The sequence below is a fragment of the Sinorhizobium sp. NFACC03 genome (assembly GCF_900103435.1).
Taxonomy (GTDB): Bacteria; Pseudomonadota; Alphaproteobacteria; order Rhizobiales; family Rhizobiaceae; genus Ensifer.
In genome coordinates this window covers 18,731-39,896 of sequence record NZ_FMXF01000044.1, presented here as the reverse complement: position 1 = coordinate 39,896, position 21,166 = coordinate 18,731, and the positions used below count along the sequence as shown (strand labels likewise).

The window sequence follows — 21,166 nt, the reverse complement described above, 5'->3', positions numbered from 1 at the left end:
TGGGAGGACATCCGATGAATACCGGATGAATACCGGAATCCCGCGACTCTCGATCGTTGTCTCCATCATAGGTGTCCTAGCCACCGGTGGTTTCAAAGCGGGCACGCGGGTTTTCGTCAAACACTGTGCGGTATAGCGCCGGCCCTGACTGCACAGCGTGCGCTGGCTTTTAGTGCCTTCCGGTTCCGCCGGCAAACCGCAGTCGTCGAAGATTCGAGGCGACCAGCTACCACCACCGTGCAGTGGAGCGTAGCGCGGGAAGCAGGGTCCCCGTGATCGAGACGCCTCTAGGCCGTCGACTCATAAACTTTGACACCAAATTCTCGTGGCGACGAGTTTTACAGCGGCGAGGTAGTTTTCGGGGCGCTTGTCGTATCGGGTTGCGATGCCACGGAACTGTTTGATCCTATTGAAGAAACGCTCTACGAGGTTGCGCTGCCGGTAAACCCACTGCGAGAAGACGAAGGTGCCCTTGCGGTTTGTCTTCGGCGGGATGTTGGCCCAAGCCTTTCGTTCGGCAGCCTTGGCCCGAATGGCGTTGGTATCATAGCCCTTGTCGGCCAGCAGGATATTTCCCTCGTCGAGCTCGTCCGTCAGCGCGTCAGCCTCGGTGCAGTCGGCGACTTGGCCGCCGGTCAGACGGAGGGTAACGGGACGCCCTTCCGCGTCGACGAGCGCGTGGATTTTGCTTGTAAGCCCGCCGCGGGAACGTCCCATGCCTCCATCGTCTCCATCCCCTTTTTTCCCGTGGCCGCATGCTGGTGAACGCGGACACAGGTCGAGTCGATCATGACGATATCGCCATCGTAAGCCTCGGAAACCGCCTCAAGAAGCTTGTCCCAGACACCGGCCTTCCGCCAACGGACGAAGCGGTTGTAGCAGGTGGTCGGCGGACCGTAGCGCTCCGGGATTTCCGCCCAAGGTGAACCAGTCCGGAACCGCCAAAGGATGCCATTCAGCACCCGCCGGTCATCGACCCGAGGAACGCCGCGGGGTTTGTTGGGCAACAGTGGTGACAGGATCGACCATTCGTGATCGGTAAGTTCGTAGCGGCGACGCGTCATAGAGGCTCCCTTATCCGGAAGCCTTGAATCACGACACGCGAAAAACACCAAGCAATTTTATGAGTTTACGGCCTAGGGCCCACCTGCCATCAGTGTCCCCTCTAGAGGTGGGGCCTACCGAGGTCACTGATGCTCGCAGTTCTCGACCTTACCCAGCATGGATGAGTTGTAGTGACCCACCCCGCAGGACCTCAGCTGGGCGTTCGCCTATGTTCCTCATCCACTTGGTAGGGCGAGCTGCGTCGACCTCTTTCGTGCCGCGGCGTTTCACAACCGTTCGCGCATATTTCAGAAGTTGTAGTTATTCGGAGCGCCGCTGGGATGTGTTCCCGCAAGTTGCAATAGAAGAGCCCCACCTCCGCCCGAACGTCGATGGAGCTCTACCTTGATCCGGAGGGATTTTGGATCATTAACGAGCCTAACGACGCGCGTGTTCTCGGATTGGTTCCTTAAAAGAAATGGCCCCGTCGGGGTGACGAGGCCAGAGGCTACCTTCGGACTTCACTCCGGGGATTTGGTGAAGCCTGCCATGTGATCCCGAGTGGGGGGTCGGGACCAAGACACGCGAGAAACGCGGATATGGCGGAAAGGTTCCTGCCGGCAGGGAGCGAGCCAAAAAGAATGGCCCCGAAAGGCGACGACGGGGCCAAGCAAGCGTGTACCTGGCAGGCTCCGTGGACATAGGCTGCTCCTCGGATCCCGGTCGATCATCCGGCGTCGTGGATCATCGGCAAAGCAAAGAACGGTCACCGATGCGGAATGTTCCCTATGCGTCCGGCCGATACTGAGCAACGTCGGAGTGCTGCTCCTGCCACATGGCGCTCTCGAACAGCGCAGCCTCATCGCTCACCCCGTTGCGGAATTGCTCGATGATATTCCGGGCCAACATTTGAGCGCGCTTTCCGTAGCGTGGAATGCTGCACCAGATGCACACCCGATCGAATGTTCGTTGAAGCAAATCAACATCGTCCGGACTTATCTGGACGGATGGCTCTCCTGCGATCTCCTGCATCGAGACTTCCGGATTACCATGGATGAGCGCTTCAGCTTTCGCTGGCGCCACCGATCTTTTGTCGAAACCGGTCATGTATTTCAGGGCGCCGCTCTCTCGGATGCCTCTCTGGTAACAACTGAGAATGCGTCTTGCGATCACTTCTGCCGTCTCACAATCTCGCGACAGCCCGCGTTCGCGCAGGATGTCTTGGAAGATCCGATCGATCTCGTTCATTTCGTGAGGGAGAAGCGCCATCGATCTAGGCAGGGAATGCATGCGCGGCCTCCTTTCCCAGGGGGGGCGCGAGGTTCCCCTCCGCCGGAGCCCCGTAGTTCGAAAATCGAGTGTGAAGAAAAAATAATATCGGCTAATCAATCCGACAAGATAGCCAAAAAGGGTGATTGAGGTCGCTCATAACGGATCGGAGCGGTCGTTATTGTGGCGCGCCAGTTCGTCGACGGCGGGGCTGCTCGAGTACGCGCGAGTGTCGCGTTTTCGACCAAGTGGTATCTACAAACCTGCCGATCGACCGCAAATGGGCGTCAATCTCCAGTTTCAGTGGATTGCGGTTGCCGTACTTCTCTCCAATGCAGTTGAGCTCTTCGATCGCGACGTCCTGTTCGTCGTCATCGCCATTCACATACTTATCGTGTCCCACAGCGCTGGTGTCACACCCAGCCTCGATCACGTCCGACGAATGCAGGAATTTCGTCCTCGCTCATCAGGCGCTCGGTGATTTCGGGGCATGGGCCACGTGTGGGATGGACGCTGGAGCGCGGAGTTGATTGGGACTGGGGCTTGCTAGAATTTTGCCAGGTCAGATCCTGTGGTCCGTTCCACAACAGCGGAGAAGTCAGCCAAGATAGCAAGAGAGCAGAGGTGCTCGTCAGCGATTTGGATCAACGCTATGGCGACGTCATCATCAGACCAGCCCGTTGCCGTACAATAGTCGACGAACACCCCGAACGCCTCTCTGAGGGCTTCTTGGCATTCATCGCTGCTCTGCTCGTATTTGGTTTGGCGGGTTGGAGGGGCGATTATCGGTAGGGTTACCTGCTTCATTGCTTCACCCAGGCGGCCTCGTTAATTTTCAGTGGCCCACAGCGGCCCGGACGAACGGGCGGCTCTGGAGCCGGTTATTAGACCTTGGCGCTGAAGCGAAGACGCCCTGGCTGAAATCAGAATACGCCGTAATCGAAATGCGCGACAATTGACCTCAGACCATTGGCGGACCGGCTGGGACTTAGGTCGTTACAGCAAATGGGTGGTCACAGAGTAGCTTTTTAACCCGAAGTGGCTATCCGGAATCCGAAGGAATTAACTATCACGGCCGAGAGCGGCGGGAAACTCTGCGTCAACCACTTGTTTCCGTGTCCTGCGAGGCCACATTTGAAAGCAAGATCGACCCCCATCAACCTCGCTGCCAACGGCGTCGCACCGAACGCCAACGATCCACCTACCGTCTGCGATTGGCTGGGCTTCGACGGTGTCGGCCACATCGGACGTAGCAGGAAGGAGACCGGCGGCAGGTCAGATCACGATGATATGTTCTCGCCCCGAGGAACGTCACTTTCGCTCGATGGTTGGGCCCGACATTCAACGCGTCAAAGAGGAAGTAACGATGCTGAGGACATTACTGACGGCGACAGTGTTACTCGCGCTTGCTGGGCCTTCTGCCTTTGCCTTGTCCGATATCGTGTGTGATCAAGCGAACATGTCGAAGCTCGAAACTGACGTCAAGGCTATGACAGACGAGATGAAGAAGGACTACGCCAATAAGGAATTGGCGATGGCGAAGGAAGCACTTGCCTCAAACGACAACGACAAATGCAAGACGCATATGTCGAACGCAATGAAGGGAAATGACCCAATGTGACGGGTTGAGGCAGCCCTAAAGAATGGCCGCGCAGGCAACTCTGGGGCCTTTGCGCGGCCGTGTGGGACGGAAGTCCGATGGTGGATCCTTTTCCGCCGCCCCAGGTTATACTCTCGTTCCTCGACTCGATCGAGGCGCCTCTGGGCCCCATCAGTGTCCGCGTTAGGGGGCCTATCGAGGTCATTGGGCTACCGGTCCTGCTTTAGCGGGGACGTTTTTTCCGGCCAAATCGCCGATCTCGATGAATCCTCCTAACGCGCGCTGCTCAAAAGGTGGCGATGAATTTCGCGCCGGGGGCATTTGGTCAGTCGCACGCCAGGCTCGCTACTACCCGCGTAGTCGCCATCGCTGAAAGCTATGCCGGCGTTTTCCAGGATCAAACGAATGTCAGGGCGGTTGATCGAGGCCCGTAGCAGAGCCACTGCGTCGACGCCCTTCAAGGCTGAGAGGTTCAATTCGAGCGGAACTTTACTTATGTCTATTCGTTTTTGCAGTGAAAGCGCGAGCAACGAGCTTATGACTGAGAAAATTATTCCTCCGCCCAAGAAGGGCGCTTCCAAACCATGGCCCGCCCGCCGTCCCGAACCTCGGGACTCGACGCCCAAGTCCGATGAACGGATACATCCGCCGCGGGACACGAGAGAGGCGCCGGTGCCAAACCCAAATGGCGAGGAAGCCTCTCAATCGTGACGGCACGGCACGCTGTCGTGCGCCGAGACGAGCGGACCGCTGACCTTGGGAAGTTCACTAATCAGCTTGTCGAGCGAGATCGGCGGATCCTTATGCCGGTGGCATTGTAAGAGGCAACCGAGACGAAGATTGCGCCAAGATCAGTCCGGATAGCGGCCGGCCCTTGGGATTGGTGAGCTTCAACAGGCATGCTTGCCTCCAAGGTAGGGTGTTTGTGGTTAAGCAACCTCACCCTGCCACAGAGCCGGTCGCTATCCACCCTCCTCAGTGATGACAAGCAGTGGGTCGCCCCTAGGCTCCCGGTGGACGATACCGAATTGACTTTGCCTTTTCCAAGGCTTCGATCGTATCGTCGACACTGAGGAGAACGGTGGTCTCAATAGAACTGAGCGCGCCTCCTGCGCCAATAGCAAGAGCGACTGCCGCCATCGATATATTATCAGGCGCCTCCCACAGATTCCAACCATCATGCTCGCCAAAGGCGTACCAGAACCCATGGAGCTTTCCGCCAACGGATTCAATGTAAGTGCGTGCCGCCTCTCGGCGATCCTCGGGGTTTTCGATCATTCGCGCCCACGTTTCGGGCGTGTAGCTGAAGCGCGTGAGATAAATGGCCATGATTTGCCTCCTCCGCCAGAACAACACAGTTAACGCTCAAGGCGAGGAAAACGCGAGTCATCCAATGTGCGGACTTGTCGTAGTCAACGGTTTCAACTTCGCAGTTTCTGCGGTTGCGGCGGGAAGCCCCAGAGAAGGCAAGACGGGTCCACAGGGGGGTCGACATTGGCCGCGTCCTAGCGCGGGGTGTCCTTCCGCTTGAGGATGCCAGCGCGGATCACGTCCGACTTTGACGCCGGGGTGGGGAGGGGAGGTGCCGACTTTGGATTGCGTGATCCATCGCTCGCCTTGAAACCCTCGTACTTCTGGTTTGCATCCAACCTGTCGGCGTCCGATACAGGACCGACCGGTGTACCATTGATGTCGTGGCGGACGGATCCGGGTCGCGCGACCGCCCTCTGATAGCTCCGCGAATGCACATAGATTGCCATCGCCTTGCGCAGAGCCATGACGCTGAATTCCGGTTTCAGGAGAGGGCGGATTTCTTCCCAGAGCCCGAGTGCAAAGGGTCGGATCGGGTCGCCAATCTTGGCTGGAAGAACTGCAATCGGCCGAGTGAGAAGAGCATTGATGGCCTCGGTCTTGGCGACCTCTCGTTCACGGGCGAGAACCGGGCTGGAGTTATCTCGCGGAGATTTTGTCGTCGGTGACTTCTGACGCATCGCAGTCCGTGCCAATCCAGGAATGTCCATTCCAGGATATGCCATTCGGCACCACGAACCAATGACATCTGCACCCATAGCGTGAACGCCAGCACGCAGGCACTGCGAGCGGGCTATGTCGTGGCGAGAACGTACCGTCGAACTCCTTATCTACGAAATAGCGGATTTTGGAGACGAGGGAGGGGCGATTGACATTGCCACAGAAGGATCATCTGGGAGTTCGAAAGCCGCATAATCGTTGGCATTGATGAGGTCGTGTGCCGCGATATGTTCCGCACTCGACGTAGCGCCCTTGCTTCAGGAGCGGATTGTGTAGTTGACATCCGTTTTGCCGACCGTGCGGGCGACAAGCTCCGCTATCGACTGCAACTGTGCGCGCTGAGCCTTCCGCGGCAGTATCCTTCTAGGACAGCGTCTCAAGACCTGTTTCCGAACGATCGAGAGCAGCTCATTGCGGGTCCGCTCGGCCGCTTCGCGCCGGTATCCCATTTTTGTACGGTCGACTCGTTGGTATTGAGGTAGCGCGCCGAGACCGGCTGGCTAACGGGATTGTTTTCGCGCAGCGTCTTGATCTCGCCTGGGGTCAGCTCTTGCCGGACGAAACAGGCAGGCCTCATCGAAGGTCCGCATCGTCTCCTTGATGGTGCCTGCAGCATACATACCTTCGACGGCGGTGTGGATCGCTTCGAAGGCATCGCTCTCGAACTTGCGCTTAGTCACCATTGTAAATCTCCAATAGGCCGCCGACCCCGATTTCGGTATCGAGCTCTCCGCGACGGGTTGGCGCGGGGCCATGTCACGGATTTCGGTCTGGTGAATGGTGCTCGATCGCCACAGCACTTCGTCGGCCTTGGCGGTAAGCGCGAGCGTCTGGCGGCGCGTGTCATTCGGATCGGGTTCATGCCTAACATAGCCGGCTCCCAGCGCCTGCGGAAGGGAACAAAGCTGCATTCCCATCGGTTGATGGTTCGACTGCACAGTGGAAACGAAGGCGTTGGATTGGACCGTTCACATGGAGGCGCCACCACTTGAAAGAAAGCTTGCAGCGATCCTTGCGGCCGATATCGAAGGTTATTCCCGCTTAATGAATGCCGACGAAGAGCAGACGCTTGCGACTTTGACGTCGCATCGCACTATTGTCGACGGTCTTATCGAAAGCGCCCATGGTCAGATTTTCGGGACCGCCGGCGACAGCGTGTTGGCGGAATTTCCATCGATCGTCCATGCCTTCAACTGCGCAATCGCCATTCAGCAGGCGATGTGGCGTGCCAACCAGGCGCTTGCCGACGACCGGAAGATGAACTTCCGCATCGGGATCAATATCGGCGACGTTCTGGTGAAAGACGGCGATATCTTCGGCGATGGCGTCAATATCGCCGCCCGGCTCGAAGGCCTCGCTGATGCCGGCGGCATCTGCGTGACAAGAGGGGTACGAGATCATCTGCGCGATCGCGTGGATACCACCTTCGAGGATTTGGGTGAGCACCAGGTCAAGAACATTGCGCGCCCGCTCCGGGTCTTCCGCGTCCTGTTCGACCCGCAGGCCGAACCAAGCCTGAATGTGGAGCTATCGTCCGTCGACACCCCCGAGCTATCCTCGTCTGCCGAAGAGCCCTTCTCAGTAGACGACAAAAGCGACGAGGTGCGTCGAGTCGAGTTGGCCTTTTGGGAGGCGGTACAGGAGAGCGACGACCCGGCTGAGTATCTCCTTTACCTGAAGCGGTTCCCGGCGGGTCAGTTCGCCGAACTGGCAGCCGCACGCGTTGCCCAAAGGGGGGCTGGCGACGCCGACCCTGGTATCGAGGTTTCATTCTGGGAAACCGTTCGAGACACCGGTAACGTCGAGATGATTGAAGCGTATTTGTCAAAGTTTCCGCAGGGCCAGTTCGTCGATCTCGCGAATATATTGCTGGCAGACATTCGAGCGAAATCAAACGCCTAACGATCCTCGCGACGACTTCGCGAACGCCAAACCGGGACAATTCAGACGCTTGCGCAGTCGAAGTCCCGAAAGCGACGGGAGGGCCAGGTGTTTGAGGACTTCTCCTCTGAGATGGTTTCTCAAGGGGCTCTTTTCCTACTCATTGGCATTGCTTTCGGCCTCCTTTCGACACGTCTGCCGTATCGCTAGGGCGATCCGGCGCTCAAGGAGTGCAATGCATTGCAATAAGCAAGCTGAGAATGGCGGCCGCGCGCGGTCGGGAGGCGCAGGAAGTCATACCACAGATTACGGGTCACTGTGTACGTTTGGCTTGCTAATCCAATGTGCCGGAAGAAAGGCCCCTCTTGTAGGCGCGGCGAATAGCGCAGCCAGATGGTTCACTGGGCGCGGGCAGGGATCGCAATCCAACATAAATTGCTCATGTACGCTAACCGCCAAGCTCGAGGGAGGGACGGTCTGCTTCCCCGATTCCGGTACGTTGCCGCAAAAAATGGGTTGCTAGCGGTGCAGCGCGGACCGCCCCTGGCCGCATTCGCGGCCGGTACCTGGTACGCTTTCCCGCTGCTGGCGACGGCTTCACGCTAAAAGCAGGGATGACCTCGCTAGGTGTGATTGTTGACTCTGCTCGCTGCTCATTGGAAAAGATTATCAGTTCGAGAGGGAAAACACTCATGGCAGACGAGAGCAATACCGAGATCACAGAGACGGCGCCACCGGCGGAAGCAGCGCCGCCAAGGAAGCGCCGAGGACCGCGGCCGAAAAATGTCGTTTCGGACGCAACTGCTGAAACACCGGAGGCAGTTGCTGCCCAGCCCGTGAGAGGACGCAGGAAGCGCGCAGACAGGTCGGCAGAGGCGCCGGCCGTTGCCAAAACCAGGGGAAAGAAGGTCGCCAAGGGCACCGGAAAAACCCGTGGGGCAAAGCAAACGATCGAAACGCCGGCTCCGGTCCCAGTCCTCGACGACATTGCTGATCTTCGTCAGCTTGAAGAAGAGAACGCTCGGCTCCGCAAGGCGCTGGCCGAAAAACTCCGAGCTGAGAACGCCGATCTGCGCAAGCGACTGGGTCTTGCCTGATCATCGGTGAGGGGCTGAATTGGATTTAAGCGATCGGCCCTCCTCATCACATTCTCGCTGCCGTTCGTCGAGAGCTGCAGCGGAGGATTCCGGTGCCATTGCTCAAGGTGGCGGCACATATGAAATCACCATGGAAATATTTGGTCCAACTGGCGTCTTTGCGGCGAACGGCCAAGGAGCCGGAAAGTCCGCGTGAAATCGCGACCGAGGAACCGGTCGGCGAAGTTGACGATCCAATAGTGGAAGCCCCGAACGAGGTTGCAGGCAATCTCGACGCCGCGACTGTCGGCGGTGAACGGGCGCCGACCCCAACGGTCGACCGGTCAAGTGACGATGATCACATGGCGCTTCCGGAACCCGCCGGACCACCGCGACCACCGCCGATGAAAAAGCAAAGGCGCAGCCGGAAAACGAGCGCCAGCGATGTTGCCGTGGCCGATGCCGTCGAGTATGGAGATGGCGACTCCAGTGCTCCTCAGCCGCCGATGACATTCGTCGATGAGATGACCGCACTGGACGAGGACATCAGGCAACTTAGACGCCGGCTGGCAGAGAAGTTGCTGTTGCAGAACATGCAGCTCAAGAAAATGCTTGAGCGCTTTGACGCGTCGTAAGCTGATGGCGCGCCTTCAACGTTGGATCCCTATGAAACGGCAGCAGCGCAAGTTTATCGTTGAAGTCAAATCGGCCCGGCGGCGGACGACGACCAATCCATCTTCCATCTGGGGCGATACGGACCTGAAAGCCCTCGTGCGCCAGGCGGAGACCGAAGCGCCGCAACTGTTCGAACCGGCTCAGCGCCCCGACGAGCCTTCTCCGGGGCAAAGTGCGGAGGTTTGCCCGAACGAGAGCGCTGGGACCGACGCCGTTGAACTGACCTCAGATCCGGCGGCCCCGACAGAAGAGAACATTCGCGCCGAGGATGTTTCCGGTCCTGCTTTCCTCTCGCCGATGGAAGCAAACCGCACGAAGACGATTCCACCAGAAAATAAGCCGAAGCGCCAAGGGCCAACGCGCCGTGGTCGTCCCCTTGGTAGCAGGACTACTACCGCTGCTCCCGAAGTACTTTACGACGAGCTTGCCGTGCTCGAGGTAGAGAACCGTCGGCTGAAAGGGCTGCTCGCGCAGCGGCTTCAACAAGAGAACGTCCAGTTGCGAAAGATGCTTGAACGGTTCGGAACAAACTGAGCCATTGATGATCTTCGCTTCGAAGGTCATCATCTCTTCCCGCCAGAACCTCTCCCATAGAGAGCGGAGGGGATGTGAAAGTGTCGTGGTATGCACAACCGACCGCTCTTTGATGTTCCAGACGCTTAAGCTGCGGGGTAGGTGGATGGGGACGCCACCCCGCCCAGGGGCTTTGCCGGACCGGCTGCTATAGCGAAGTGGCCACGGAGAGCTTCGGAAGGACAGTGGCGATCGGACGGCCGCCGTCGCTCAAAGCGCCCCCGATCAGCAGGTAAGCAGCGATTACCGCCATTGATAGAAGCATTACTCCGATTGGGAGGGCCGTCGTAAACTTCCTCTCTGGCGTTCCGTAGGTGTGTCGTTCGTACATTCGCAAATCCTCAATCCTTCAATTGAGCAACGACATCAAAGCTGCTCCCTGCTGACTGCAAGGGGGCGCTCCGGCGCCGTTGCTCGCCCAAGGCAGTTAAGGGCTGTGCTGCTTGGGCTAAGAAGAAAACTAATGCGACGGTAGGGTGCGACAACGAAGCTACGACCTTTGCGCTTGCGGTCTGGGACTGAGGTCCCATGGCGGAACCTTTTGCGCCGCCCTAGGTTTGGATAGGTCTCGATCCTCGACCCGATCGAGGCGCCTCTGGGCCCCGCCTGCTTTTAGTGTCCCCGTTAGATGTGGGGCCCACCGAGGTCGTCAATGCGCGCAATTCTCGACCGGCTCGCGAAAGCCGGTCGCTGGTTCACCTCAGGTCCCGCTTCAGCGGGGCCTTTTTTTACCCAGAATGGATGAGTTGTAGGCTGACCGCTGAGGTAGCATGGGATAAGCGGCTGCATTCACCTCTAGTAGCCGCACGCAGCCCCAGGGTACCTCCACCCTTTCGGAGGAGGCTCCCCCATTTTAAGAGCTGTCCCCATTTGGGGATGGCGGAGATCATTGCAGGAGCTCGGTTTCGGATGCAATTTCAACGTATCGGTCGATCGACCGCAAGCAGGTGGGGATCTCCTGCCACAAGGGATCGCGGTCGCCGTACTTCGCGCCGGTGCCTCGTAATGCCCACATTCAAGGGCTGAGGTAGGACATGGACAAAGCCGGCATCGCCTTCCTCGTACTCATCTGCATCCTCGTCGCCCTGGTATTAAGCATTCTGGCGCTCCGACCGGAAGTGGAGCCGGCACCACCGGAGGCGCCGGCAATCGTTCCTGGCTACTAGAGCCTCTCACATTCCCGGTCCCACGACGGAACAACGAGACGTCGAGGGTGTTGCCGTAGATCGCAACGACCACCCGTCAGCCACATGCGTATGGTCGTGATTGCAATAGTCGCCTCAATCATGAGCATACTTGTTTTCAAGTACGTCGACGGCACGTTCGGCAACTCCGAGGTCGCAGCTACGGCAGAGCAACTTTCGGAAGATTAAACGCCCAGCAAAAAGGCCGAAGCGATCGCTTTCGGCGCGGACTTCGCCCTCGCCCGATTGACCTGTTCATCTCCGGTTCTGGTTGCCGTGATACAATTCGCGAGTCGGATGCATCCAAGAGGAGCCAAGCATGAGCCGTAATACCGTCATTGGAATAATTCTTGCCGTGGTGGTCATCATCCTCGTCGTCCTTCTAATGCCGAAGAAGGAGACGGCTACGGAAACTGCGACACCGCCGGCGACCACGACTGAGCCGACGACATCTCAACCGTCGACAACCACTCCAACGACTGCTGAGCCGTCAACCACCCAACCGTCGACGACCACACCGTCCACTACGGAGCCGTCAACGACGACACCGTCGACTACTCAGCCGTCTACGACGCAACCTTCAACTACGACGCCTGCTCAATAGAGCTTTTTAGGGTCGCGACCACCCTGCGCATAGGCAGCGGTCCTTGGGTGGTCGCGCTGACCCAGTCGGCACGAACCTATCTGAAGAGCGCCAGAAGCCGTGGCACGCCTTCATGAGCTCCTGTTTAATACGGAATAGCGGGTGCCTAAAGACGTGTTACCTGGCAAATGATCGACGCAAGCCGGTTCGGGTGGCGCGCGGCGCACTCCGCTCCTTCGCGAAGAGGAAGGGAATACTCGTCAAAGCTCCCGCGGTTCTGCCGTGAATGATCAAGGGTAGGTCGAGCGGCGATCGAGTATCCCCATAAAGTGCTGATCGTGAGTAAGAGGCTGCGCTCGGGGCCTCTCTGTTCCCAGCCTGACGACGGGTATGGGAGATGGAGATTAATCACGCGGCCACGTCGATCAAATCTGGGAACAAACACAGTCCGGTATTGGTTGACCTCCTAAACAGGAGCCGAGAACGATGCCTACTGAACCGATCCCGAGGCCCCCCGATCCCGAATTTCCGCCAGGAATGCCGCCGGACGTGCCGCAGCCCCCCATCGAGGAACCAGAGCCCGACGTCCTTCCGGACGAGGTTCCCAATCCGAACCCGGATGAGAATGACAAGCCACCGAAGCTAACGAAGGTTGCATGCCGCGGTTAATTCAGTAAGGAAACGGAGGCGCCGATGATCGAAACTTGGAAAGAATGCGTGATCATCCAGCTTCCGGGACTCGACGGAGTTCAAATAGTGTGGACTCCCGCCAAGGCAGCTACGCTGCTTAGCGAGAGTTGGCCTGTCGACTATGGCGTCGCTTATTTGGACGCCCTGAACAAATGCACGGATGCCATGCTTGGCACCTACCCGTGGGAGCAAGCGCGAGATGCGTTCATGGAGGCCATTGCCGAGGCTAGGGTTACAAAGCTGCATTGACTTCATGCGGCTTTCGCCGGGACCGGGGAACTTGATCGGTCTTATGCTGCCGCCCCGCGCTTTTCGAGGGCACCCAGAGACCGATTATACCGGTCACGAAGGCGGGTGATCACTGCGAGCTTCTGCAGCTTCTATCGGCCCTGTTCATGCTGTTCTTGATGCGGAGGATCTGGGCATCGAGTTCGGCAATTTCTTCGCGAAGGAGGTCGTCTATCTCGCTCACGCTGCCTCCATCATCCGGACAAGGCGAATTACGCCGGCGGAGCTTCGTGCGGCAAGCCGAGTTGCAAGAGTGCGGATACCGCGTCGAATTTCCTATCAAGGGGCCCAGATGAGCAGTTGATGTTTCAGCATTGCGCTTTCGATAGTCGCAGAATGTCGGGCCGGGATTTTCGCCCGACCAAGCGAGCGAGATGATCGGGGGCGGTGGTCAGGCTCGATTGCAATCTGCGAGACGACTTATCCATGTCGGTGGCCGTTTGCACTGAACATATGGAGAGCTTCCGCACCGGCCCCAACTTTCACCTCGTCGCCGATCTCGTTGCGCGCTCGCCCGGAAACTCGGAAGATCAATTCGCTGCCGTTTTTGAGCCGACCATGCAGGAGGCTCTCGGCCCCGACTAGTTCGATACCGTCGATCCGGACCGTGGCCACGAATGGCGAACCGGGTGAATCGGCGAGTATCGGGGAAAGATCCTCGGGGCGGATGCCGAGCGTATAGTCGGCATTCGGGCGCACCACATCCGGGGATAGCGACCACCCCGCCGACATGTCCTTGCCTTGCAAGAGATTCATCGAGGGCGAGCCTATAAAAGTGGCGACGAACGTTGTCGCGGGTTTCTCGTAGAGCTCCAGCGGTGTACCGACTTGTTCAATCCGGCCGGCATTCACGACGACCAGCCGATCGGCGAGCGTCATCGCTTCCATCTGATCGTGCGTGACATACACGCTCGTCGTTCCGAGCGACCGCTGCAGCCGCTTGATCTCTATACGCATCTGTCCGCGCAGCTTTGCGTCCAGATTGGAGAGCGGTTCGTCGAAGAGGAAGGCGGCCGGTTGCCGGACAATGGCCCGCCCCATCGCGACGCGCTGGCGCTGGCCGCCCGAAAGCTGGCGCGGCTTGCGGTCCAGGTAGGGTTCGATCTCCAACGTCCTGGCGGCGGTCGCTATCCGCCGGTCGATCTCAGCGGCCGGCGTATTGCGGTTCTTCAGCCCGTAGGCGAGGTTCTGGCGTACGCTCATGTGCGGGTAGAGCGCATAGTTCTGGAAGACCATGGCAATATCGCGTTCGGCCGGTTCCACATCGTTGACCCGGCGCGTGCCGATGAGGATATCGCCGCCGGTGATGCTTTCGAGCCCGGCGATCATGCGCAGGAGCGTGGACTTGCCGCAGCCCGACGGACCGACCAGCACGACAAATTCGCCATCCGTGATGTCGAGCGAGACGCCCTTGATCGCTTCCACCGTGCCATAGGTCTTGCGGACGTCTTTGAGGGTAATCTCAGCCATTACTTTTCTGTCTCCACAAGACCTTTGACGAACCAGCGCTGCATTAGCACCACGACGAGGATAGGGGGGATGATCGCCAGGATCGCGGTCACCATGACATAGTTCCAGGGGGTCGAGGCGTCGGTGAAGTCGATCATCCGCCTGAGCCCAATGATGATCGTATTCATCTTGGCGTCGTTGGTGACGAGCAGGGGCCAGAGGTACTGGGTCCAGCCGTAGATGAAGAGGATGACGAAGAGCGCGGCGATGTTCGTTGCAGAGAGTGGCAGCAGGATGTCTCGCATAAAGCGAAACGGCCCGGCATTGTCGATGCGCGCGGCTTCCACCAGTTCTCCCGGTATCGTCAGGAAGAACTGGCGAAAGAGGAAGGTCGCCGTCGCCGAAGCCATCAGCGGCAGCGTCAGGCCCGCATAGGTGTCGATCAGGCCTAGGTCCACGATCACCTTGTAGGTCGGCAGGATGCGCACCTCGACCGGAAGCATCAGCGTGATGAAAATCATCCAGAAGAACAGCATCTTCAGCGGAAAGCGGAAAAAGACGATCGCGAAGGCGGAGAGAAAGGAAATCACGATCTTGCCGACCGCGATTGCGATCGCCACGACCGTCGAGTTGAAAAGCAGCCGTTCGAGGCTGACGCCGACGACGCGCTCGACGCCGCCACCGACTGCTTCCTTGTAATTTTCCACCAGATGGTCGCCGATCGCGAGCGACATCGGCGGGCGCACGATCTCGATCGACGTATGCGTCGACGCGACGAACGTGTAGTAGATCGGAAGCGCAACGATGAGGATCCCGATCACGAGCACCAGGTGGCTGATCAGGGTGGAAATAGGGCGATTTTCGATCATCGGCGTCTCACGAGTAATGGACCCGCTTCTCGACGAAGCGGAACTGGAAGGCCGTCAGCGCAACGACGATGATCATCAGGATCACTGATTGGGCCGCCGAACTGCCGAGGTCCAGATTGACGAAACCGTCGTTGTAAACCTTGTAGACGAGCGTTTCGGTGGCCTTTGCCGGTCCCCCGCCGGTGACGGCATGAATGATGCCAAAGGTATCAAAGAAGGCGTAGACGGTGTTGACGACCAGCAGGAAGAACGTCGTGGGCGCAAGAAGCGGAAAGACGATAGTCCAGAACCGCTTGCTGCCGCGGGCGCCGTCGATCGCGGCGGCCTCGATCAGCGATTTCGGGATCGCTTGCAGGCCGGCGACGAAGAACAGGAAATTGTAGCTAATCTGCTTCCAGGCCGCCGCAACGATGACCAGCCACATCGCCTGGTTGCCATTGAGGAGCGGATCCCAAACAAACCCGTTCCGGCGCAGAATGTAGGCGAACGTTCCCATCGCCGGATTGAACATGAAGAGCCAGAGCATGCCGGCAACGGCGGGGGCGACCGCATAGGGCCAGATCAGAAGCGTACGATAGATGTTGCGTCCCCGCACCACGCGGTCTGCCGAGGTGGCCAGCAGGAGCGCGAGAGCCATAGACAACAGGGCCGTCGCGAGACTGAAGACCACCGTGACCTTCAGCGAATGCAGGTAGTCCGGATTGGACAGGATCGCCTGGAAGTTGGCGAGTCCGACGAAACCGGATTTCAGGCCGAACGGATCCTCGCGCAGGACCGACTGGTAGAGAGCCTGGCTTGCGGGCCAAAAGAAGAAGACGATCGTCAGGACGATCTGAGGCGCAAGCAGAAGATACGGCAGCACCTTGTTGGGAAACACGACGGACTGCATGAAACGTCCCCTCCATGGAATACCAGTCCGCACCGCTTTGCGGTGCGGACATTTCGTTTAGAGGTTCAGTTTCCGATCGCTGCTTTGATTGCAGCGTTTGCCTTCGTTACACCTTCACTGAGGGCCGTCTTTGCATCCTTCTGGCCAGCAAGCATCGCTTCGAACTCTTCGTTAAGGATGTCTCGAACCTGCGGGAGGTTGACGAGGCGAACACCCTTCGAATTTTCGGTGGGAGCCTTGCCCATCATCTGCTTGATCGGCGTTTCCCGGCCCGGATTCTTTTCGTAGAAGCCGGACTTCTTGGTTTCTTCATAGGCTGCCAGCGTCACGGGCAGGTAGCCCGAAACCTGGTGAAGCTGGGCCTGGGTTTCCGTTTTCGAGAGGAAGTGGAAGAATTCGGCCACGCCCTTGTATTCGCCGTCGCTCTTGCCGGCGAAGACCCAGAGACTTGCGCCACCGGGGATGGTGTTCTGCGGACCATGGCCTTCATAGTAGGGAAGCTGGCCGACGCCATAGTTGATCCCCGACTTCACGATGTCGCCGAGACCGCCGGATGATTCGGTCAGGATGGCGCATTCGCCTGACATGAACAGCTGCTTTGCTTCCGATGTGCGGCCGCCATAGCGGAACGTTCCATCCTTGGCGAGGTCAGCAATCGACTGGAAATGCTCGACGAAGAGCGCAGCGTCGATTTTCAGTTCGACTTCGAGGCCAGAAAGGCCGTTCTCGTTCGTGCCGTAGGGCACGTTGTTCCAGGCGGAGAAGTTCTCGGTCTGGATCCAGGTCAGCCAGGTCGATGTGAAGCCGCAATTTGCCGCCCCACTCGCCTTGATCTTCTTGGCCGCCTCGAAGACCTCGGGCCATGTGGCCGGTGGCTTTGCGGTATCGATGCCGGCCTTCGTGAAGGCGTCTTTGTTGTAATAGAGGATCGGCGAGGACGAGTTGAATGGGAAGGACAGCATGGTCCCGTCAGCCTTGGAATAGTACGCGACGATGCCTGGCAGGTACTGATCCTTGTTGAACTCGTAGCCGCCCTTCTGAAGAACGTCCGCCACCGGCACCACAGCGCCCTCGGCGCCCAGCATCACGCCGCTGCCCGCATCGAACACCTGCAGGATTGCAGGCGCCTGCTTGGAACGGAAAGCAGCGATGCCCGCGTTCAATGTTTCAGCATAGGTACCCTTGAACACTGGAACGACCTTGTACTCCGATTGGCTCTCGTTGAATTCCTTTGCAAGCCTTTCAACCGTTTCGTTGTTAGCGCCCGTCATGGCATGCCACCATTGAAGTTCCGTCGCCGCGAAGACATTGGAAGCAGCAAGGATTGAAAGCGTGGATGTGGCCGCAAGAGTCCATTTGAAAGCTGACATGGTGGTTCCTCCGATTATTAAGACGACAATGTCTGTCTTGATCGCGTCGACCCTCCTCGATCAAACGCGACTGACTTTCGTGGCGAAAGTAGGCGGATTAAAAACGAACGGGAACGAACCTGCAAGAGAAAATGGAATGGCGAATTCCCTGCTGCTTTTCGGTGGAATTTTCGTTCTGTTTCATGCCTTCGAGCCGAATGGCGTCCTGCGGCATCTAGCGGTCCAGGGTCAGGTCCACGACAATCTTTATAAGCCGCGCATTCTCATTCTCGAGCTGCTTCTCCATCTTCGGCAACGAGAAACGCGGCGTCGGTTGTCCCGGATCGCGCGCTTGCTTGGCCACCACTTTGTGAAATTCTAACCTGGCGCCTGCGGCTCGATTACTTGGGTTGTGCCTGCAGCGCAGTGACACTGCCTTCGCTTCTAGACTGGTCTCCGGTGCCACGGCTTGTCAGTTCTACCGCCCCCCACGCAAGCAGGACGAGGGCTAGGCTCGCCGCAAGCACCACAAACACGCGCCTGCCCATTCTCGCCTGGCGTGTTTCCCTGGCAGAGAAAGTAGTCCTTTCGGCATCATGCGTTACTGACAGCGGCTCGCCGCGCTCGTCCAGTTTATCGACCATTGGATCCACTCGGCATTAATTCGGACTAGTGCCCCGCGCCATCAATGTGGCCCGAAGGACAAACGAAAAACGGGCAGATACTCATAGGGTTCCGAAACTTCTCCTTTGGACAGACAGCAGTTCATTGGCAAGGCGCACCCTGCAGGCCGAGCCTCTTAGTTTCATAGGCAAGGTGTTCGATATGGCGCGAAAGCGGGTCGTCAGTTTCGTCGCAATGTAGGTCGACCATCAGGCCACGCTTGGCCGCGATCTCGCAAAGTTCGGTAACGGACCGCATGCTCTCGGACATGGTCCGCTCGAAATGCGGGATGCCGCCGACGATGTCGACGCCCAGGTCGAGGGCGCGTATGATGGGCTGGCGCAATTTCTCCGTTTCGGCCCCGCGCTTTTCTGCCTCCGGCAGAACTCTGCAAGGTCCTTGAGGAATTTCTCCACCCCGGGACGCCGGCTGAAGTCATGAGACTCGGTCGAAAGTACCGTTTGCAGTGCTGCCAGCATGTCCTCGCCCCTATGCGAAGCGTGGGCGAGGGCCGGCTTTTTGAAGCCGAATTTTGTCCCGATCACCACATGGTAAGCAGGTATCGCCGTCGGTCTCCCGGCCGAGGCTGCCGATGCTTGGCAAGGCGGACGGTTGGCCGCGCCGCGGCTCTAACTACCGGCCGCATTTCGCAGCTGCACTGACAACGCTACATCCTACTCATAGTAATAGTTCCCGAACAGCCGCTGCCTGCCCCGGTCCCTCTAAACCTGCCGGTCCCTTTACCTCCCTTTATCATTCCCGTCAGGGTGTTACCTCCTTTCCTCCCCTTATGGATGAAGGTGTGGGCAATATTGACGGCTCCGTTGCTGGAGACTTTTCCCGAAAACCCAAAGCTAGACGATACGACGCCGTTTCTTACGTAAAGAGTTGTCGAGAGTTCGCGCCAGTCGCCGCAGTCCGTCTTTGATGGATAGCGAACCGCCGGTCCGGAGATGGTGAATACGGAGTGACTGAAACCCGGTGCGACGGTGATCGAGGCGCCATGAACCGCGCCGACATCGCAAAAGAGCGACGGACCGTATGAACGCCGCAGTCCTAGCCATGCGGCCTGCGACCGTCTCCGCCGACCGAGAGCTGCAAACGGTGCGGGAGGGCCGCCTGCAAGCACCACCCGTCGTCTCGCTGGCCGATGAGGTCGCACGTTGAGAGGACGAGACTGACGTTGCGATTGTGATCGCGCAGTAGTTAGCAATAAAAAATCGGCCCCGAGCGGGGCCGAAATCGAGTTCTAAGGGCTGGGTAATAAACGCTTTTGCAGCCCTCCCGGTTCCCGTCAAAGCCTGTAGCGGAGACGCTCTTTCTCGATCTCCTCGGGAGTGTAGGGATCGAGCTTTTCGTCGAAGCTTGTCCAGCCTTGCTCGAGGTAAGCCGCGCGGCGTTGTTCGGGATCTACCCAGCTGCCCCGGCGTAGGATGGCCTGGGCGTCCGCGTAGAGGCTCTCATCAACCCGGGCGGTGACAACAGCTCCGCCGCGGCGCACGCCTTCGGCATAGACATGGGCATGTTCTTCGGGAACGCCGGATTCGGTCATCGCGCCGATCAGTCCCCCCGCAGCGCCACCGGCGACTGCGCCTGCTGCTGCACCTGCTGCCGTTGCGGCAAGCCAGCCCGCCGCCACCACAGGTCCGACACCGGGAATGGCCATGACGCCAAGCCCGGTCAAGAGACCCCCGATGCCGCCAACTGCAGCACCTAGACCTGCGCCTGTGCCTGCGCCCTCCGCGGCATTGCTGTCTTTGGAGTACCGGTCACCGACATTGTTAGAAACGATACTGATATCGTCAGACGGCACGCCGCGATCTTCCAGTGCGCTCACCGCCGCGCGTGCATCGGAGTAATCGTCAAAAAGTCCACTAACGGTTTTCATGTGGGTTCCTCGCTGCTGGGATTAGTTGGCGACCACGTTGCCCTGGTAGTCGAGTGCGATCTGGACAGATTTTCCGTCCTTCATGGCGCTGCCTCGCCAGACGCCCTCGCTATCGAGTTTGAGACCGGCAACGTCGGTATAACCGGCTTCAACGATGCGTTTCTTGGCCTGTTCTTCGGTGAAGCTGTTTGCCCCGGCGACCGGGGCGGTGGGATTGGTGGAGTCCGGCGTCGCGACGGCCGGCGTGTCACCGTTCGTAGTGGCCGGAGGCGTCGAAGTCTGCGCGAGCGCGCCAAAGGTCGTTGCGCCGAGGAATACCGCGGCGAGCAGCAGTTTTTTCATGATGTCTACATCCTTGTTTTCAGCCCGTGGAAGGCACTACCGGTCAAACTTTGCTAGAGTTTTTTGGTTCCCGAGTTTTTTTGCCGTTCACGCAGTGATTTCGATTTCTCGAAAAATACGTGTCGACCTCCTCGAATTCGGGGTAGGGAGGCTCCGAAATTGGCGTTGCGGCGGTGGGCAACAGACGCCTTGAAGCCGCGCCTACATGGCATCCATGCCCTTGATCGCATTCTCGAGATGCGACTTGCACTTTTCCACGTCATTGGCAGTCATGGCTTCTTTCGCCATGGCCAGTTCCTTGGTGGATTCGATTTTCTTTGCGCCGTCGGAGATTTGCCCGATCTGCTGTTCGGCCTTGGCAATCGAGGCTTCGTCACAGATGACATTCGTCTGTGCAACGGCAGGTGCAGTGAACGCCGCGATGGCGACGAGGCTAGCGACAGATTTCAAGATCATGGTTGTTTCTCCTATGGCCGGCAAGGCACCGGCTTCCACGCTGACTGAACGGCACAACAACGGATCTGTTCCCTCAAACCGGAGCCGGAAATCGAAGTTTTTTCAAGGAACTTTCAGGGATTAGGAGCGTTTGAGGTGCGCGTATTCTGCGCTCTTATAATCGCTTGTCGGGGTCGGCGCCCCTTTTAAGAGATGGGCCAACGTTCTCGAGAGCCTTGCCGGAAAATAGAACGGTTCGGAGTGATCTGCGCCGATTGCATTTCGGATAATCGAGGAGCCGCGACATGGGCAGGCAGGCTACGCAACAACGTTGGATCCGAGACCGCGATAGCGACAACTCGAAGGCAAGTTTTCCCGAACTGTTCTT

22 protein-coding genes and 2 pseudogenes are annotated in these 21,166 nt (G+C 58.5%); 9 read left to right on the top strand and 15 right to left on the bottom strand.

Annotated features, from left to right (window positions below; translation table 11 throughout):
• Window positions 1-300 precede the first annotated feature (300 nt).
• The 4 genes from BLU35_RS31830 to BLU35_RS31815 form a co-directional block, all read right to left on the bottom strand.
• A protein-coding gene (locus BLU35_RS31830; protein ID WP_093236106.1) for an IS5 family transposase occupies window positions 301-1,064 on the bottom strand; the annotation gives its coding sequence in 2 pieces (ribosomal slippage) (window positions 301-749 and window positions 749-1,064; 765 coding nt in all).
• Window positions 1,065-1,830: 766 nt separating this feature from the next.
• Window positions 1,831-2,334 (bottom strand): hypothetical protein, encoded by a 504-nt coding sequence (locus tag BLU35_RS35810; protein ID WP_176907523.1) that lies wholly within the window; start codon window positions 2,332-2,334, stop codon window positions 1,831-1,833.
• A gap of 157 nt (window positions 2,335-2,491) precedes the next feature.
• Window positions 2,492-2,698, bottom strand: coding sequence for a Y4lK-related protein (locus BLU35_RS36920; RefSeq protein ID WP_502688198.1), 207 nt, complete (start codon window positions 2,696-2,698; stop codon window positions 2,492-2,494).
• Window positions 2,699-2,859: 161 nt separating this feature from the next.
• Entirely contained in the window at window positions 2,860-3,120 is a 261-nt protein-coding gene (locus BLU35_RS31815; RefSeq protein WP_093236105.1) for a hypothetical protein, read from the bottom strand.
• Window positions 3,121-3,679: 559 nt separating this feature from the next.
• Between BLU35_RS31815 and BLU35_RS31810 the strand changes: the two genes are divergently transcribed.
• On the top strand, window positions 3,680-3,934 hold the full coding sequence (locus BLU35_RS31810) for a hypothetical protein (RefSeq protein ID WP_058320650.1): 255 nt from the start codon (window positions 3,680-3,682) through the stop codon (window positions 3,932-3,934).
• 981 nt (window positions 3,935-4,915) lie between these two features.
• On the opposite strand, the gene BLU35_RS31805 is transcribed toward BLU35_RS31810, so the two are convergent.
• The 3 genes and pseudogenes from BLU35_RS31805 to BLU35_RS31795 form a co-directional block, all read right to left on the bottom strand.
• On the bottom strand, window positions 4,916-5,242 hold the full coding sequence (locus BLU35_RS31805) for a GYD domain-containing protein (RefSeq protein WP_058320649.1): 327 nt from the start codon (window positions 5,240-5,242) through the stop codon (window positions 4,916-4,918).
• A gap of 176 nt (window positions 5,243-5,418) precedes the next feature.
• Complete coding sequence (locus BLU35_RS31800; protein WP_286161694.1) at window positions 5,419-5,934, bottom strand: ProQ/FINO family protein; 516 nt, start codon at window positions 5,932-5,934, stop codon at window positions 5,419-5,421.
• Between the two features lie 373 nt (window positions 5,935-6,307).
• Window positions 6,308-6,627: pseudogene (locus tag BLU35_RS31795) on the bottom strand (helix-turn-helix domain-containing protein).
• 289 nt (window positions 6,628-6,916) lie between these two features.
• Here BLU35_RS31795 and BLU35_RS31785 point away from each other — a divergent pair.
• The 7 genes from BLU35_RS31785 to BLU35_RS31745 all read left to right on the top strand — a co-directional run bounded on the left by BLU35_RS31785 (window position 6,917) and on the right by BLU35_RS31745 (window position 12,855).
• Window positions 6,917-7,846 (top strand): adenylate/guanylate cyclase domain-containing protein, encoded by a 930-nt coding sequence (locus BLU35_RS31785; protein ID WP_093236103.1) that lies wholly within the window; start codon window positions 6,917-6,919, stop codon window positions 7,844-7,846.
• A gap of 593 nt (window positions 7,847-8,439) precedes the next feature.
• Window positions 8,440-8,922 (top strand): SyrB-like regulator, encoded by a 483-nt coding sequence (locus BLU35_RS31780; RefSeq protein ID WP_286161692.1) that lies wholly within the window; start codon window positions 8,440-8,442, stop codon window positions 8,920-8,922.
• A gap of 92 nt (window positions 8,923-9,014) precedes the next feature.
• Window positions 9,015-9,536 (top strand): hypothetical protein, encoded by a 522-nt coding sequence (locus BLU35_RS31775; protein WP_143033032.1) that lies wholly within the window; start codon window positions 9,015-9,017, stop codon window positions 9,534-9,536.
• On the top strand, window positions 9,514-10,110 hold the full coding sequence (locus BLU35_RS35395; RefSeq protein WP_143033031.1) for a hypothetical protein: 597 nt from the start codon (window positions 9,514-9,516) through the stop codon (window positions 10,108-10,110). Before BLU35_RS31775 ends, BLU35_RS35395 begins: the two co-directional genes overlap by 23 nt.
• A 1,073-nt stretch (window positions 10,111-11,183) precedes the next feature.
• Window positions 11,184-11,315 carry a hypothetical protein gene (locus BLU35_RS36470; protein ID WP_268753081.1) on the top strand — a complete coding sequence of 44 codons (132 nt, stop codon included), beginning with the start codon at window positions 11,184-11,186 and terminating at the stop codon, window positions 11,313-11,315.
• Window positions 11,316-12,402: 1,087 nt separating this feature from the next.
• The gene (locus BLU35_RS36465) at window positions 12,403-12,585 is read left to right on the top strand and encodes a hypothetical protein (protein ID WP_093236097.1); all 183 of its coding nucleotides are present in this window, start codon (window positions 12,403-12,405) and stop codon (window positions 12,583-12,585) included.
• Window positions 12,586-12,609: 24 nt separating this feature from the next.
• Complete coding sequence (locus BLU35_RS31745) at window positions 12,610-12,855, top strand: DUF982 domain-containing protein (RefSeq protein WP_093236096.1); 246 nt, start codon at window positions 12,610-12,612, stop codon at window positions 12,853-12,855.
• A gap of 459 nt (window positions 12,856-13,314) precedes the next feature.
• Here the strand turns inward: BLU35_RS31745 and BLU35_RS31735 are convergent, their stop codons facing one another.
• The 4 genes from BLU35_RS31735 to ugpB form a co-directional block, all read right to left on the bottom strand.
• Window positions 13,315-14,364 carry a sn-glycerol-3-phosphate import ATP-binding protein UgpC gene (locus BLU35_RS31735; protein WP_093236095.1) on the bottom strand — a complete coding sequence of 350 codons (1,050 nt, stop codon included), beginning with the start codon at window positions 14,362-14,364 and terminating at the stop codon, window positions 13,315-13,317.
• A complete protein-coding gene (gene ugpE / locus BLU35_RS31730) occupies window positions 14,364-15,212 on the bottom strand; it encodes a sn-glycerol-3-phosphate ABC transporter permease UgpE (RefSeq protein ID WP_058323802.1) in 849 nt (282 codons plus the stop codon). Before ugpE ends, BLU35_RS31735 begins: the two co-directional genes overlap by 1 nt.
• Before the next feature lie 7 nt (window positions 15,213-15,219).
• On the bottom strand, window positions 15,220-16,101 hold the full coding sequence (ugpA, locus tag BLU35_RS31725; protein WP_057251362.1) for a sn-glycerol-3-phosphate ABC transporter permease UgpA: 882 nt from the start codon (window positions 16,099-16,101) through the stop codon (window positions 15,220-15,222).
• 65 nt (window positions 16,102-16,166) lie between these two features.
• Window positions 16,167-17,471 (bottom strand): sn-glycerol-3-phosphate ABC transporter substrate-binding protein UgpB, encoded by a 1,305-nt coding sequence (ugpB, locus tag BLU35_RS31720; RefSeq protein WP_093236094.1) that lies wholly within the window; start codon window positions 17,469-17,471, stop codon window positions 16,167-16,169.
• Window positions 17,472-17,499: 28 nt separating this feature from the next.
• Here ugpB and BLU35_RS31715 point away from each other — a divergent pair, with 28 nt between their 5' ends.
• Window positions 17,500-17,832, top strand: coding sequence for a hypothetical protein (locus BLU35_RS31715; RefSeq protein WP_143033030.1), 333 nt, complete (start codon window positions 17,500-17,502; stop codon window positions 17,830-17,832).
• 398 nt (window positions 17,833-18,230) lie between these two features.
• Here BLU35_RS31715 and BLU35_RS31705 read toward each other — a convergent pair.
• From BLU35_RS31705 to BLU35_RS31690, 4 genes and pseudogenes are all read right to left on the bottom strand, one after another.
• Window positions 18,231-18,455, bottom strand: a pseudogene (locus BLU35_RS31705) (amidohydrolase family protein); the annotation flags it as partial.
• Between the two features lie 952 nt (window positions 18,456-19,407).
• Window positions 19,408-20,001 carry a general stress protein gene (locus BLU35_RS31700; protein WP_093236091.1) on the bottom strand — a complete coding sequence of 198 codons (594 nt, stop codon included), beginning with the start codon at window positions 19,999-20,001 and terminating at the stop codon, window positions 19,408-19,410.
• A gap of 21 nt (window positions 20,002-20,022) precedes the next feature.
• A complete protein-coding gene (locus BLU35_RS31695; RefSeq protein ID WP_057250042.1) occupies window positions 20,023-20,343 on the bottom strand; it encodes a PepSY domain-containing protein in 321 nt (106 codons plus the stop codon).
• A gap of 201 nt (window positions 20,344-20,544) precedes the next feature.
• Window positions 20,545-20,799 carry a hypothetical protein gene (locus BLU35_RS31690; RefSeq protein ID WP_093236090.1) on the bottom strand — a complete coding sequence of 85 codons (255 nt, stop codon included), beginning with the start codon at window positions 20,797-20,799 and terminating at the stop codon, window positions 20,545-20,547.
• Window positions 20,800-21,166: the final 367 nt, after the last annotated feature.